This window comes from Halomonas cibimaris, from assembly GCF_039537045.1.
GTDB lineage: Bacteria > Pseudomonadota > Gammaproteobacteria > Pseudomonadales > Halomonadaceae > Vreelandella > Vreelandella cibimaris.
Map to the genome: position 1 here is coordinate 102,839 of NZ_BAAAZT010000074.1, position 14,482 is coordinate 117,320.

The 14,482-nt window shown below is 62.7% G+C and carries 10 protein-coding genes, 1 tRNA gene and 1 other RNA gene; 3 read left to right on the forward strand and 9 right to left on the reverse strand.

Translation table 11 applies throughout. From position 1 onward, the window contains the following. Positions 1–9: 9 nt before the first annotated feature. The 4 genes from ABD654_RS09560 to betI form a co-directional block, all read right to left on the reverse strand. Positions 10–2,469, reverse strand: a complete 2,460-nt coding sequence (locus ABD654_RS09560) for an acyl-CoA dehydrogenase (RefSeq protein ID WP_344704636.1) — start codon at positions 2,467–2,469, stop codon at positions 10–12. 323 nt (positions 2,470–2,792) lie between these two features. Further along, a complete protein-coding gene (betA, locus tag ABD654_RS09565; RefSeq protein ID WP_344704638.1) occupies positions 2,793–4,478 on the reverse strand; it encodes a choline dehydrogenase in 1,686 nt (561 codons plus the stop codon). A gap of 20 nt (positions 4,479–4,498) precedes the next feature. After that, on the reverse strand, positions 4,499–5,968 hold the full coding sequence (gene betB / locus ABD654_RS09570; RefSeq protein ID WP_344704640.1) for a betaine-aldehyde dehydrogenase: 1,470 nt from the start codon (positions 5,966–5,968) through the stop codon (positions 4,499–4,501). Next, the gene (gene betI, locus ABD654_RS09575; RefSeq protein WP_344704642.1) at positions 5,961–6,587 is read right to left on the reverse strand and encodes a transcriptional regulator BetI; all 627 of its coding nucleotides are present in this window, start codon (positions 6,585–6,587) and stop codon (positions 5,961–5,963) included. Before betI ends, betB begins: the two co-directional genes overlap by 8 nt. Before the next feature lie 186 nt (positions 6,588–6,773). On the opposite strand from betI, the gene ABD654_RS09580 reads away from it, so the two are divergent. From ABD654_RS09580 to ffs, 3 genes are all read left to right on the forward strand, one after another. Continuing rightward, entirely contained in the window at positions 6,774–7,718 is a 945-nt protein-coding gene (locus ABD654_RS09580; RefSeq protein ID WP_344704644.1) for a choline ABC transporter substrate-binding protein, read from the forward strand. Between the two features lie 96 nt (positions 7,719–7,814). Further along, positions 7,815–7,891 (forward strand) — tRNA-Met (locus tag ABD654_RS09585). Positions 7,892–7,932: 41 nt separating this feature from the next. Next, positions 7,933–8,029: signal recognition particle sRNA small type (gene ffs / locus ABD654_RS09590), an RNA gene on the forward strand. A 305-nt stretch (positions 8,030–8,334) separates the two neighbouring features. Here the strand turns inward: ffs and ABD654_RS09595 are convergent. From ABD654_RS09595 to ABD654_RS09615, 5 genes are all read right to left on the reverse strand, one after another. Next, positions 8,335–8,601: a DksA/TraR family C4-type zinc finger protein gene (locus tag ABD654_RS09595; protein ID WP_344704646.1), complete on the reverse strand. Its 267-nt coding sequence runs from the start codon at positions 8,599–8,601 to the stop codon at positions 8,335–8,337. Positions 8,602–8,662: 61 nt separating this feature from the next. Beyond that, the gene (locus tag ABD654_RS09600) at positions 8,663–9,988 is read right to left on the reverse strand and encodes an MFS transporter (RefSeq protein WP_344704648.1); all 1,326 of its coding nucleotides are present in this window, start codon (positions 9,986–9,988) and stop codon (positions 8,663–8,665) included. 86 nt (positions 9,989–10,074) lie between these two features. Beyond that, on the reverse strand, positions 10,075–11,667 hold the full coding sequence (locus tag ABD654_RS09605; protein ID WP_344704650.1) for an MFS transporter: 1,593 nt from the start codon (positions 11,665–11,667) through the stop codon (positions 10,075–10,077). Positions 11,668–11,905: 238 nt separating this feature from the next. Continuing rightward, positions 11,906–12,577, reverse strand: coding sequence for a two-component system response regulator NarL (gene narL, locus ABD654_RS09610; RefSeq protein WP_344704652.1), 672 nt, complete (start codon positions 12,575–12,577; stop codon positions 11,906–11,908). Positions 12,578–12,579: 2 nt separating this feature from the next. Next, complete coding sequence (locus ABD654_RS09615) at positions 12,580–14,442, reverse strand: histidine kinase (protein WP_344704654.1); 1,863 nt, start codon at positions 14,440–14,442, stop codon at positions 12,580–12,582. Positions 14,443–14,482 lie beyond the last annotated feature (40 nt).

Sequence of the window (14,482 nt, forward strand, 5' to 3'; positions counted from 1 at the left end):
GTTGAACGCTCAGGCAGAGGGCGCTTGGCCGAGGTGGTCAATCACCTCGTCTTTGTTGCTGGCCAGCGCGTCAAAGGCGAAGTCGTCCACGGTGAGAAGCTCCAGCACTTCGGCTTCAAAGCCGCGCATGAACTGCGCGTCCTCGTCGCTGATCAGGCCTTTTTTGTGCCCGGCTTCGACCCGCTGCTCGGGGTGCAGCGCAGTCTCGGGAAGCTCACCCTTGGCGTAGGCGCGGTTGAGCGTGCGGTACAGCGCCTCGGCGCGATCGTAGTCGGCCAGCAGGGCGTTGTACGTGGCCAGCGGATTGGGCTGGTCACCGTCGTTTTTATCCCATGTGTTTTCCAGAAGATACGTGCGCAGCGCCGAGTGGGTTGATACGCGCTTGGCGATATCCCGCGCCAGATCGTCGTGGGGCGTATGCCAGCGCCGGCCAGTGGGCATGACGATCCGCCTTAGCGTTTTGCCCAGCGCGCGGTTGGGCAGATTATCGAAGATCTCCACAAGCGCCTGCTCGGCGCGATAGAGCAAAAAGCGACAGCTGTAGTGCAAAAGCGCCTCTTCGCCTTCGACTCTGTTCCCGGCTTCCCAGTGTTTGAGCGTCATCGAGGCCAGATAGAGGTTGGAAAGCACATCGCCCAGTCGAGCGGAGAGCATTTCGCGCTTTTTTAGCGCCGAGCCCAGGCTTGCCATGGCGGCATCGGCGCACAGGCCGAAACCGGCGGAAAGCCGAGAAATATCCCGGGCGTAGGTGCGCGCCGGCTCGCTGAAGGGCACCTTGGCCCTGCCCAGCCCAAGCCCCATGGTGAACGCACGGGCAGCGTTGCCGAATATCAGCCCGGCGTGGCCGAAAAACGCCTTGTCGAAGGCGTAGGCGTCGTCGGCGTCCTTGGCCGCGAGCTCGTCAAGCACGTAGGGGTGGCAGCGGATCGCCCCCTGGCCGAAGATCATCAGGTTGCGGGTCATGATGTTGGCGCCTTCCACGGTAATCGCCACCGGGTTGGCGCTGTAGCCGATGCCGAGATAGTTGCGCGGGCCCAGCGTGACCGCCTTGCCGCCGTGGACGTCCATGGCATCGCCGAGCAGCACGCGCTGGAACTCGGTGAGCTGGCTTTTCAAAATCGCCGAGGGCACGGCGGGCTTTTCGCCGTGGTCGATGAGGTTGGCGGTCTGGTAGACCGTGGCCCGGGCAATGTAGGCAAGCGATGCCATGCGCGCCAGGGGCTCCTGCACGCCCTCCATATCCGCGACCGGCACGTTGAACTGGCGGCGAATGCGGGTAAAGCCGCCGCTCCAGCCCAGCGCGTAGCGCGCGGTGCCGGTAGCGCCGGAGGGCAGAGTGATGCAGCGGCCGATGGACAAACATTCCACCAGCATGCGCCAGCCTTCGCCGATCATCGCCTCGCCGCCGATGACGGTGGAAAGCGGCACGAACACGTCCCGGCCCTTGATCGGGCCGTTCAAAAACGGGCTGCCGATGGGCGCGTGGCGCCGGCCGATTTCCATGCCCGCGGTATCCCGGGGGACCAGCGCCAGGGTAATGCCGCGGTCGGCTTCCTCGCTTAGCAGATGATCCGGGTCGAACAGGCGAAAGGCCAGGCCCACCACGGTGGCGATGGGGGCAAGCGTGATCCAGCGCTTTTCAAAGTTCAGGCGCACGCCCAGCACTTCTTCGCCGTTTACGGTCTGTTTGCAGACGATGCCGGTATCCGGCAGTGAGGTGGCGTCCGAGCCCGCCCGCGGGCCGGTGAGGCCAAAGCAGGGAATCTCCCGGCCGTCGGCAAGCCTGGGCAGGTAGTGGTTTTTCTGCTCTTCGGTGCCGTATTTGAGCAAAAGCTCGCCCGGGCCCAGGGAGTTGGGCACACCTACGGTGACCATCAGCGTCTCGTTGACGGCAAGCTTTTGCAGCACCATGGACTGCGCCTTGGCGGAAAAGCCCAGACCGCCGTAGGCTTCGGGGATGATCATCCCGAAAAAGCCTTCCTGTTTCAGATAGTCCCACAGCGCCCGGGGCAGGTCGGCGCGCTCCCGGGTGATGTCCCAGGCGTTGCACATGCCGGCGGCGCGGGCGCACTGAACGTCGAGAAACGCCTGCTCGGCGTCGGTCAAACCGGCGTCGCTATAGGCCAGCAGCCTGTGCCACTGGGGCCGGCCCGAGAACAGTTCGCCGTCCCAGGCGACGGTGCCGGCCTCAAGCGCGGTGCGCTCGGTCGCCGACACCTTGGGTGCTACTTTTTTAAACAGCGCAAACAGGCGCGGGGTGAGCCAGCGCCGGCGCAGCGCCGGAAGGCCGGCCACGGCAATGGCCGCCGCGACGATCAAAAGCAGCACGCCGATGACCGGCGTGCCCGCGACAAGGCCCAAAAGGCCGGGGATGCCGGTGGCCAGCAGGGCGGCGCCGGCACCGGCTTCGCGCCGCATTGTTATCAGCAGGCCAGCCACGGCCAGCGCGATCAGCAGCAGGGTGAGCATAGGTTTTCTCCCGATGGCGTCCGAGCGAGACGCCGGTCTGTGTGGGGGCATCGAACGTTACGGCGGTTGTGCCTCAGCGTTGCAACCGGTTTCAAACAGTTGTTTGGATGCCTGTTTGGATAGTGGCAGACACGGCCCGCAGCGTGCAAGCGCCGTGTCGTTTTCGTGAGGCATTTTATGAGCCACCGCATCGGGCAGGCCGGCGCTGTCTGTCAATGTAGAGCTGAGCGCAGACGGGCACAAAAAAGCGCTGCGATCGGGCCGCAGCGCTTTTTCAGAGCGGGTAGCAGGCTGCCGGCGTTTGCCGCCGGGCCGCTATCGCATCAGCCGGTCTTGGCCGCGTCGTCGCCGGCCGGCTGGCCTGCCACGTAGTAGGGCACCTCGGCCCGGGGCAGCGGCTCGCGGCCGCGAATCCGGTCGGCGATCTTTTCGGCGAGCATGATGGTCGGCGCGTTGAGGTTGCCGGTGGGAATCACCGGAAACAGCGAGGCATCCACCACGCGCAGGCCGTCAACGCCGTGCACTCGGCCCTGGCCGTCGGTGACTGCCATATCGTCATCGCCCATGCGGCAGGTGCCGCAGGGGTGGTAGGCGGTTTCGGCGTTGTTGCGGATGAAATCGTCCAGCTCGACATCGGTTTGCGCATCTGCACCCGGGGCGATTTCCCGGCCCCGATAGGCGTTGAACGCCGGCTGGGCGATGATGTCGCGCGTCAGGCGGATGCCGTCGCGAAACTCCTGCCAGTCTTTTTCCGTGGCCATGTAGTTGAACAAAATGCTGGGCGCGGCCGCTGGGTCGGTGGAGGTGAGCTGCACCCGGCCGCGGCTTTCCGAGCGCATGGAGCCTACGTGGGCCTGAAAGCCGTGGGCCTGTACCGCGCTTTTGCCGTTGTAGCTGATGGCGATGGGCAGAAAGTGATACTGCAGATTGGGCCAGGCTTCGTCTTCGCTTGAGCGGATGAAAGCGCAGGCCTCGAACTGGTTGCTCGCACCGATGCCGGTGCCGCCGAACAGCCACTGGGCGCCGATCTTGGGCTGGTTGTACCACTTGAGCGCGGGATAGAGCGAAATCGGTTTTTTGCACTCGTACTGCAGGTACATTTCCAGATGGTCCTGGAGGTTTTCGCCCACGCCGGGCAGCGCCTGAACGGGGGCAATGCCGAAGCGTTCAAGCAGGGCCGGATCGCCGACGCCGGAGCGCTGCAAAATCTGCGGCGAGGCAATGGCGCCGGCGCACAGCAGCACCTCGCGCCGGGCGCGCACGCTTTGCGGCTTGCCCTTGCGCGCGTAGCGCACGCCCACGGAGCGCTTGCCGTCAAACTCGATGACGTCGGTCAGCGCGTGGGTTTCCACGGTCAGGTTGTCACGCTTTCTGGCGGTGTCGAGATACCCCCGGGCGGTGGAGGCGCGCCGGCCGTTGGGCGTAACAAAGCGGTCCATGGGGCCAAAGCCTTCCTGGCGGTAGCCGTTGACGTCGTCGGTTTCGGCGTAGCCGGCCTGCACCCCGGCGTCGATGAAGGTGCGGTACAGCGGGTTGTTGCCCGGCTTGGGCGTGGCCACGTCGATGGGGCCGTCGCCGCCGTGGTAGTCGTTGGCGCCGATGTCTCGGCGTTCGGCCTTCTTGAAGTAGGGCAAACAGCGCAGATAGTCCCAGTCTTCAAGCCCCGGGCGCTGCGCCCAGCCGTCATAGTCCAGGGCGTTGCCGCGGATGTAGCACATGCCGTTGATCAGTGACGAGCCGCCCAGGCCCTTGCCGCGCCCGCATTCCATGCGCCGGCCGCCCATGTGCGGCTCCGGGTCGGTTTCAAAGGCCCAGTTGTTGCGCGTGCCCTGCAGCGGGTAGGCAAGGGCCGCGGGCATCTGGGTGCGAAAGTCCAGGCGGTAGTCGGGGCCGCCGGCCTCCAGCAGTAAAACGGTGGTGTCGGGATCTTCGGTCAGGCGCGCGGCGAGCACGTTGCCCGCCGAGCCGGCGCCGATGATGACGTAGTCGAATTCACGTGTCCGGGACATGGCAGTCTCCTTGAGGCGTTTTAAAACGCTGATTCGAAGGGGCCCATTTCGACCTGGATCGATTTGGTCTGAGTGTAGTGGGCCAGGGTTTCCACGCCGTTTTCCCGGCCGATGCCGGAGCGCTTGTAGCCGCCCACGGGCATTTCCGCGGGGGAGTCGCCCCAGGTGTTGATCCAGCAGATGCCGGCTTCCAGCTGATGGATGACGCGGTGCGCGCGGTTGAGGCTTTCGCTGAAGACGCCGGCGGCCAGCCCGTAGTCGGTGTCGTTGGCCCGGCGAACGGCTTCGGCCTCGTCGTCAAAGGCGAGCAGCGCCATTACCGGGCCGAAGATTTCCTCGCGCACAATGCGCATGTCGTCGCGGCAGTCGGTAAAGATGGTGGGCGCCGCCCAGGCGCCGTTGGCGAACGTGCCCTGCGTAAAGGCCGCGTCGTCGCCGGTCAGCACCCGCGCGCCTTCTTCGCGGCCCAGGGCGATGTAGTCCAGCACCTTTTGCTGGTGCTCGAAGCTCACCAGCGGGCCGAAGTTGACCTCGGGGTCCAGCGGGTCGCCGGCGCGAATGCGCGCCACGCGCTCCAGCAGCTTGTGTTCGAAAACGTCCTTCACCGAACGTTCGACAAATACCCGGGTGGCGTTGGTGCACACCTGGCCGCTGGAGTAGAAGTTGGCCATCATCGCCGCGTCGGCGGCGCGGTCCAGATCGGCGTCGGCAAACACCAGCATGGGCGACTTGCCGCCAAGCTCCATGGTGACGTCTTTCAGCGTGGAGCCGCCGGCCGCGGCCATCACCTGGCGGCCGGTGCCGGCCTCGCCGGTGAAGGTAATCTTGGCGATGCCGGGGTGGCCGGTGAGCATTTCGCCCACGCGGCCGTCGCCGTGCACTACGTTGAACACGCCGTCGGGCAGGCCGGCAGCGGTGAGGGTTTCAGCCAGCTTCAGCGCGGTAAGCGGGGTGACTTCGCTGGGCTTGAACACCACGGCGTTGCCCGCGGCCAGCGCCGGGGCGGCTTTCCAGCAGGCGATCTGCAGCGGATAGTTCCACGCGCCGATGGCGCCGATCACGCCCAGCGGCTCCCGGCGGGTATAAACGAAGGAAGTCTCGCGCAGCGGAATCTGGCTGCCCTCGATGGCCGGTGCCAGCCCGGCGTAATACTCCAGCGCATCGGCGCCGGTCTGCACGTCCACCGCGGCGGTTTCGCTCAGCGGCTTGCCGGTGTTGCGGGTTTCCAGCGCGGCCAGGGCGTCGTTTTGCTCGCGCAGCATGGCGGCGGCGCGGTTGAGCACTCGGCCGCGCTCCATGCCGGTCATGGCCGCCCAGATTTTCTGCCCCCGGGCAGCGCTGGCCACTGCGGTATCCACGTCTTCCCGGCTTGCCTGGCCGACGGTGGCCAGCCGGCTGGCATCAAAGGGGTTGGTCACATCGAACGTATCGCCTGACGTCGCAACAACGGGGGAGCCGTCGATATAGAGCGGCTGAATAGCATTAACCATGAGTTTCTCCTGTAGCGGCGGCCGGCGTGCCGCCGTGTTGGGCCAACAGCTGATCAAGGCAGGCAAACGCCAGGCGCCGGGCGCTTTCGGCGTCGAGCCCGTCGGGCGTGAGTGCACCGCGCAGCCACAGTCCGTCGATCATCGCCGCCAGGCCCCGGGCGGCGTCGCGAGCTTGGGCGCGGGGCATCACCCGCGAAAAGTGAAAGCACAGGTTGGCGTATAGGCGACGGTCGTTGACGTTTTGCAGCCGCGCAAGGGCCGGCTTGTGCATGCTGCTCGTCCAGAACGCCAGCCATGTCTTGGCAGCGGGCCCGGTGACCTGGGTGCGATCGAAGTTGCCCTCGATCACCGCGCCGATGCAGGCCCGGGGCGAATCGTCGGCAAGTCTGCGCCGGCGCTCGCCGACGGCATTGCCCAGATCGGTGAGGATCTGGCGCATGGTGGCTTCCAGAAGGCCGTCCTTGCCGCCGAAATAATGGCTGATGATGCCTGTTGATACGCCTGCACGTCGTGCGATGCGCACAATGGTGGCGTCGGCCAGCCCGGCTTCATCAATGGCGCCCATGGTGGCGTTGATCAGCTGCCGGCGGCGTATTGGCTCTATTCCCACCTTGGGCACGGCGGTACCTCCTGAAACGTGTTGAACAAGACATGATAAAGCGGGCGATTATGCCATTGTTCAATGCGCGTATTGCATCATGGCCTGGCGTGTTGCCCTTGAAACCAGCGTGAAGGCGTGATTACCTGTGTAGCGTGACATCTTTTTATTGAACGTTCAATTAACAACGTGTTCGGAGAAAATCCCATGAGCTTGTCTGCCTCGTCTTCCCTGCGCTGGGTTGCCGCCCTGACGTTCGCCGCCGGTATGCCGGCATCTGCACTGGCCCAGCAGTGCGATACCGTACGCTTTGCCGAAGTCGGCTGGACGGACATTACCGCAACGACGGCACTGACCGCTGAGGTGCTGGAAGGGCTGGGCTATGACACCCGAGTGGATACCGTTTCCGTGCCGATTGCCTACTCGGGCATGAAGAACAACGATTTCGACGTCTTTCTCGGCAACTGGATGCCGACCATGGCGACCATCAGCGACCGCTACGTCGACGGCGGCAGCGTTGAGCGTCTGAGTGCCAATCTGGAGGGGGCGAAGTATACGCTGGCCGTTCCCCAGTACGTCTACGACGCCGGGGTGACCTCGGTGACTGATCTTGCCGATCACGCAGACAAGTTCGATGCCCGCATCCACGGCATCGAGGCCGGCAACGACGGCAACCAGATGATCCAGGGCATGATCGATGATGGCGCTTACGGGCTGGACGGCTGGCAGCTGGTGGATTCCAGCGAGGCGGGCATGCTCTCCGAGCTAAAGGCCCGCACGCCCAAGGAAAAGTGGATGGTATTTCTGGGCTGGGAGCCGCACCCGATGAACTCCAACTTCGACATGGCCTACCTGTCCGGCGCGGATGCGTATTTCGGTCCTGACTTCGGCGGCGCTACGGTGTACACCAACGCCCGCGAAGGCTACGTGGAAGAGTGCCCCAACGTCGGCGCGCTGCTGGACAACCTGTCGTTCACCCTGGAGATGGAAAACCGGCTGATGGCCAGCATCATGGACGAGGGCGAAGACCCTCGGGATGCCGCCCGGGCCTATCTGAAAGCCAACGACGACGTGCTCGATGGCTGGCTTGACGGGGTTACCACCGTGAACGGTGAACCGGGCGCGCCGGCCGTGCGCTCCGCGCTGAACTGATGCGAGTCGGGTAACGCCATCGGCGGCAAGGGCAGGAAAAAGGGCTTGCCTTTGCCGCAAACTGAAGGCACAATACGTCCCCGCTGATGGCGAAAAGGCTACGTAGCTCAGTTGGTTAGAGCACATCACTCATAATGATGGGGTCCCCTGTTCGAATCAGGGCGTAGCCACCACGGCGAAAAGCGCAGGCGCCAGCCTGCGGCGATGGTGGCCCCTTAGGTCCTCTCGCAACGCGAAACCGCGAACCCCGCCAGGCCCGGAAGGGAGCAACGGTAGTGGTGGATGCGTGTGCCGGGATGTGGCTTTTGGGGCCGCCTCCATTTTAGCCCCTTGTCTCAAAGCCTCAGTTTCAAACTCCTCGTTTCAGACCTCCTGATTTTTGCTTTCCCCGGCTGCTCTCGTCTAGCGGCGTATTTAGCTTTGTTGAACATTGGCGGGGCGAACGCTGGCCTTACGCCCGGCGAGCCAGCACGCGCAAACGTGATTCGAGCAGGTCAAGGTCCAGATAGGTGCCCTGAAGGTGTCAATCGACGCTCACGCTTGCCGCCCAGGGCGAAGGTGTGGCCTTGACCCATCGCCGGCTGGTAGAGCACCGCCGCGATCTGGCGATCGGGTACTAGCGCAGCTGGCTGTCTTTACTGGCGCGCCGATTGATGCCGCCCGATGCGTTGCGCTGCTTTTCTCGCTCGGCCTGGCAATCAATGCATAGTTGAACCCCGGGAATCGCTTTGCGCCGCGCCTCGGGGATGGGCGCGTCGCATTCTTCGCAAAACGCCGCCGAGTCGCCGGCGTGCAAGTCGCTTCTGGCACGCTCTACCGCGTCTTCCACGCTGGCGTCAATCTGGTCTTGTACGGCGCCGTCGCGCGTCCAGCCACCTGCCATGATTCACTCCTGATAGCCGTGAGAGTCACGGCCATCAGTATACTAGCGGCGATAGGGTTTGTTAACGAGACGGCGTGTGCGTTGGGTCCTGCACTTCCGGCAGGTAGCGATAGCGCTCCTCGCTGAGTTCGGGAATCTGCCGGCGCTCCATGCGGCGAATGGCGGCGTGCATCCAAACCAGAGAAACGGCGACCAGCACGAACAGCACCATGTAAGAGCTGGTCCAGATGCCGGTGAGGTCAAGCACTGCACCGAACAGAATCGGCAGGAAAAAACCGCCAAGCCCGCCGATCATGCCGACCAGGCCACCGACAGAGCCGACGTTGTGGGGGTAGTAGACGGGAATATGCTTGTAGACCGCCGCTTTGCCCAGCGACATGAAAAAACCCAGCAGCACGGTGATGATCACCACGCCCCACAGCGGCATAGCCATGGAGAAGGCGATTTCGCCTTCCTTGCCCTGTACCACGTAGCGGGTCTCCGGGTAAGCCAGCAAAAACAGGCAGGCCAGAGAGGCAAAAAACGTCAGATACATGATAACCCGAGCGCCGTAACGATCCGATAGCCAGCCGCCAAAGGCCCGGAAAACGCTGGCCGGCAGGGTATAGAGCGCCGCCAGGGTGCCCGCCACGGTGATGCTTACTTCGTAGGCACCGACATAGTAGCGGGGTAGATACGAAGCCAGCGCAACAAAGGCACCGAAGACGAAGAAATAGTAAAGAGAAAAACGCCATACCCGAATATCCTTAAGCGGTGCCAGCTGGGCGATGGCAGACGTTGCCTTGCCGCCCTGACCGCGCCGCGAGCGGGTCAGCGGATCTTCCTGTGTGAAAACCCAGAAGGCCACAGCCATCACCGCCAGCACAACGGCGTAGACGACGGCCGTTTTCTCCCAGCCGACCGCCAGCAGCAAAAAGGGAGCGGCGAAGTTGGTTACCGCAGCGCCGGCGTTGCCCGCGCCGAAAATGCCCAGTGCCGTGCCCTGTTTTTCCTTTTCAAACCAGTAAGAGGTATAGGCGATGCCGACGATAAACGAGCCGCCGGCCAGGCCCACGCCCAGTGCCGCGACGAGAAACATCGCATAGGATTCGACGTAGGACAGCAGGAAAACACAGGCGGCGGTGACCAGCATCAGCAGGCTGAAAACGCGCCGTCCGCCGAGCTGCTCGGTCCAGATGCCCAGAAAGATGCGGCTGATAGAGCCGGTGAGTACCGGTGTGGCCACCAGAATGCCGAACTGGGTTTCATTCAGGCCCAGGTCTTGTTTGATTTTCACCCCGATGATGGAAAAGATCGTCCAGACCGCAAAACAGGTCGTAAAGGCCAGGGTACTAAACGATAGCGCTCGGTACTGTTGAGGGCGAGTAACGCCCTTAAGGTGTTCCATGGGTTACCTCTTCAGTGGCGAAGTGTTCTATAAGCGTGCTCGGCGGCATGGCCCGGAGTGCCATAGTCTGGCCATGCTCTGAAGCGCTACGGGTTTTTCACATAGGCGTTGCCGCGCAGATAAAACCACCAGTTGATGGCCAGGCAAGCGGCGTAGAAGGCAGCGAAGCCATACATGGCAAGCTCTGGTGTGCCGGCCTTGATCTGTTCGCCGATGACCTGGGGGGCGATAAAGGCGCCGTAGGCGGCGATGGCTGACGTCCAGCCCAGCACCGGGCCTTTTTGCTTGGCGTCGAAAATCACCCCGATGCTGCGAAAAGTAGAGCCGTTGCCGATGCCGCTGGCGGCAAACAGCACGATGAACAGCGCGAGAAATGCCCAGAAATACTGGTTGGGATCGGTTGCGTTGTACGCCAGCATCATGACATAGCCGGTGGCGGCAGAGGCCAGCACCATGACAGCCGAGATGATCTGGGTGACGATAGCGCCGCCGAATTTGTCGGCAATCCACCCGCCTACCGGGCGAATCAGCGCGCCGACGAAGGCACCGATCCACGACCAGGTCAGTGCGCTGGGCGCATCAGGGTTGGTAATGCGGGTCACGGTGCCGTCAGCGGCTACGTCCATCATGTTGCCGAAAATAATGTTGATGGAAAGCGGCAGGGCAGCAGAAAAGCCGATGAAAGAGCCAAACGTGGCCGTGTAGATAACGGTCATCGCCCAGGTATGGGTGTTGCCGAAGATGCTGTACTGATTGCGAATCGCAGGCTTTAGCGTGCCGGGAAGCAGCAGCAAAAGACCCAGCGTCAGCAGGATAGTCAGCGGCAGAGCCAGCCACATGTTGATCCAGTCAAGCGCTACGACGCCTGCCACAGAGGCTATCATGCCCAGCGCGTAGAGCCCGAGTATTTTGCCGAATGCCGTGGCCGGGTTGCCGGTCTGGGGGGAGAGCGCTTTGAGATTGTTCATGCCGAACCAGCCGGCAAACGCCAGCGGAATCAAAAACAGCATCCACACAAAGCCAGCGTTTTGAATCCAGGTATCGGTGCCCGCGTCAATGCGCCCGATCAGCGTGCCGCTGGCGCTTTCCAGCGCCATGGGGCCGCCGGCCAGAGGGCCGAAAATGCCCACCGTCATCACCAGCGGCACCAGAATTTGCATGGTAGTGACGCCAAAGTTGCCCAGCCCGGCGTTCATCCCTAGCGCGTAGCCCTGCTGCTTTTTGGGAAAAAAGCTGGAGATGTTGCTCATCGAGCAGGCAAAGTTGCCGCCGCCGATGCCCGACAGCAGCGCCAGAGCCTGAAAAACCCAGAACGGCGTGGCCGGATTCATCAGCGCAATGCCGGTGCCCGCGGCGGGAATCATCAGCAAAGCGGTGGTGAGGAAAATGGTGTTGCGCCCGCCGGCCACGCGGATCATGAACGAGGCGGGAATACGCAGCGTGGCGCCGGCCAGCCCGGCAATGGCGGTCAGCGAAAACAGCTGATCGACGCTGAAAGCAAACCCCAGGTTCTGCATTTGGGTGGCGATCATGCCCCACATCATCCATACCGCAAACCCGAGCAGCAGGCTGGGGATGGAAATCCACAGGTTGCGGGTGGCAACGGCTTTGCCTTCTTTTTGCCAGAAATCGGGATCTTCAATATCCCACTGGTCAATATCGGCATTTTTTCTGGTCATGGCATATCCCCTTGGATACAGGTAGCGCAAAAAGCAGTGCTGTACGGAAAGATACGCATTGCCGAGACGAGAATAAACGGGGGAGCCAACCATCTGTACCCATTGGCTACTACTTTTGGGGTAGTTGCACTTTCGTATAAGCCGCTGTTTTTCATACGCTTTGCTGTGGAAGAAGGGCTTTGGGTCGCATCTTGGCCGCCGGCTTGCTCTTTGGAGGTAGCCACCGCAAACGGCGGTTTTAATGATCTGGCGCAAGTCCCTGCTGTACCGCCCAGACGGCAGCTTCGACGCGTGAGCGCAGCCGCAGTTTTTTCAGCAGATGCTTGACGTGAACCTTGACCGTGCCTTCGGTAATGTCCAGCCTGCGAGCGATCAGTTTGTTTGACATACCGGCGGCAAGCTCGACCAGAATTTCGCGCTCGCGCCGCGTCAAAACATCCAGCGTGGGCGCACGCTCGGCATGGTGCTGGGTGCGCAGGGCGCGGGCCAGCAGGCTGGTCAAATCATCGCTGATGGCCATGCGCCCCAGCGCGGCCTGGCGCAGCTGGTGCACCAGCTCTTCGGGCTCCATGTCCTTGAGCAGGTAGCCGTCGGCGCCGCTGCGCAGGGCCTCCACCACGTTGTCTTCCTGATCGGAAACGGTGTACATGATAATGCGGCCGGCATAGCCACCGTTGCGCAGGCGCTTGAGCACTTCAAGCCCGTCGAGGTCGGGCATGTTCAGATCAAGCAAGAGCATGTCGGGCTCGTGTTCAAGGGCCTTTTTGAGCCCTTCGCGGGGCGAGCCGGTATCGAATACCAGCCTGAGATCGTCTTCGATCTCCAGCAGCTGCTCCACCCCGCGGCGCAGCAAGGGATGATCGTCAACCACCATGATGGTTGCAGGTGAGTCGGTTACGTTATGGGTCATATTCACGAACTCTCTTCTTTAATCAGCCGATCCGCCTGGGGGGACATGTAAAGATGCACGCCGGTACCGCCTTCTGCGCGGTTTTGCAGCTCAAGCTCGGCATCAATGTGTCGTGCGCGGTCCCGCATGATGATAAGCCCGTAGTGCATGGGCGGTGAGTCATGGTTTTCAAGTCCGATACCGTCGTCTTCGATCGCCAGGTGCAGGCGTGCCTGGCGGAAGGTCAGGCTGACGCGTGCCCAGTGGGCGTGGGCATGCTTGACGGTGTTGGCGAGCGCTTCCCGAGTGATCTGCAGCAGGTGGATTTCTTCGTTGGCGCTCAGCAGGTAAGGCGGTATTTGATACACCAGCTCAATGGGAAATTCCAGCCGCTGACTGAATTCGTGGACGGTCTGCTCAAGGGCCGGCTGCAGGCCGGATTTGTCCAGCGATAGGCGAAAGGTGGTCAGCAGTTCGCGCAGCTGGCGATAGGCGCTGTTGAGGCCTTCGCGTAAATCGCCGATCACTTCGCTCTGGCGCTCAGCGGGAAAGTCCCGGGCCTGCATGCGTTCAAGCCGGGCAACCTGCATTTTCAGATACGACAGCGACTGTGCCAGCGAATCGTGGAGTTCTCGCGCCAAAATGGTGCGCTCCTGAATCAGCGAGAGCTGCTGTCGCTCCTCGATACGCTGTTCCAGGTAGATAGCGGTGGCCAGCTGATCGGTCAGCGTGTTGAGGAGCTGGCGGGTGGATGGAGGCGGCGTTTCCAGATAGCTCACCGTCAGATAGCCCAGCGTCAAGTGGCCGGCAACAACGGGAAACACCAGCGCACGGGCGTTGGCGTCAACCAGCGGAATATGCCGATCCGCGGCGTCGGTGTCGTTTTCACCGATGCAGGCAAAGCACGCAAGGTCACGGCAGTAGAGAGGGCGCTTTGGCGAGTGTGTGGCCAGAATCTCGATGTCGCTGCCGTCGTGCTCGTTGTGCAACGACAGCACGATAGGCCCGATATCGAGGATGTTTTCCAGCCGGCGCAGCAGCGGTGCGGCACTGGCACACAGATCGTTGCCGCTGGCGTAAAGGTCACGGCTGCTGTCATGGATGACCTGCAGCGCATGGTTATGGCGCTCCAGCTCGGCCGTTTTCTGCGTGACGCGGTTTTCCAGCGCCTGGTAGCTGGCGTCCAGCTCGGCGGCCATGTGATCCAGAGTGCGCCCCAGCCTGCCCAGCTCGTCGGGGCAGGTGAAATGGCTGCGATAGTCAAAACGGCGCTGGCTGAAGTGCTGGCTTAGCTGCATCAGCCGGCGCAGCGGGCGGGCGAGGTTGCGGCGCATGTCAAGCATGGCAAAAAGCAGCAAAAGGGCGACCAGGCCAAGAGACAGCATTTGCACCCTGCCCATCAGGGTAATCCGGGCTTCGGTGGCGCGCTCCTGGAGCGTGACAAACTGATCGATCTGGTGGATGAAATCGTTAATCTGCGTTCGGGCACGCGAGACAGCGGCCGGCTCGCCGCGGCGGGCGGCGGTGACGGCGGGCAGTATTTGGCGCTGAAAAGTAGTGCGCAGCGTGACAAGGGCGGCATTGGTTTCGCGGGCGGCCTGACGGCCGATCACCCCGTAACGGGGGCGGATTTTAAGCGCGGGGTTTTCCAGCCGCTGCTGTAAGGTCTGGGCCTGGCTGACGGGGTCGGCATCCGGGCGTTCCAAAGCGGTAATAACGCGGGCGCTGGCAAGGCGCAGCGCGCCGGCTTCGTTGATCGTTGCTGCATTGCCCTGGGTGCTTTTCGCCATGAGCACGGTCAACCCGATGCTGGCCAGCGCCAGGCAGCTGATCAGCATTAGATAAACGACAATGCGCGCAACCAGCGAATGCCGTAAGGCGTTCATATATCTCCCGTGGGCCGGCGTGTATTGATACGGCGCGCAC

Bases quoted from the DNA above. Each gene is read 5' to 3' on its own strand.
- ABD654_RS09615 (WP_344704654.1), bottom strand. From the start codon at position 14,442: ATGAACGCCTTACGGCATTCGCTGGTTGCGCGCATTGTCGTTTATCTA.
- ABD654_RS09560 (WP_344704636.1), bottom strand. From the start codon at position 2,469: ATGCTCACCCTGCTGCTGATCGCGCTGGCCGTGGCTGGCCTGCTGATA.
- narL (WP_344704652.1), bottom strand. From the start codon at position 12,577: ATGACCCATAACGTAACCGACTCACCTGCAACCATCATGGTGGTTGAC.
- ABD654_RS09580 (WP_344704644.1), top strand. From the start codon at position 6,774: ATGAGCTTGTCTGCCTCGTCTTCCCTGCGCTGGGTTGCCGCCCTGACG.
- ABD654_RS09600 (WP_344704648.1), bottom strand. From the start codon at position 9,988: ATGGAACACCTTAAGGGCGTTACTCGCCCTCAACAGTACCGAGCGCTA.
- ABD654_RS09595 (WP_344704646.1), bottom strand. From the start codon at position 8,601: ATGGCAGGTGGCTGGACGCGCGACGGCGCCGTACAAGACCAGATTGAC.
- betA (WP_344704638.1), bottom strand. From the start codon at position 4,478: ATGTCCCGGACACGTGAATTCGACTACGTCATCATCGGCGCCGGCTCG.
- ABD654_RS09605 (WP_344704650.1), bottom strand. From the start codon at position 11,667: ATGACCAGAAAAAATGCCGATATTGACCAGTGGGATATTGAAGATCCC.
- betB (WP_344704640.1), bottom strand. From the start codon at position 5,968: ATGGTTAATGCTATTCAGCCGCTCTATATCGACGGCTCCCCCGTTGTT.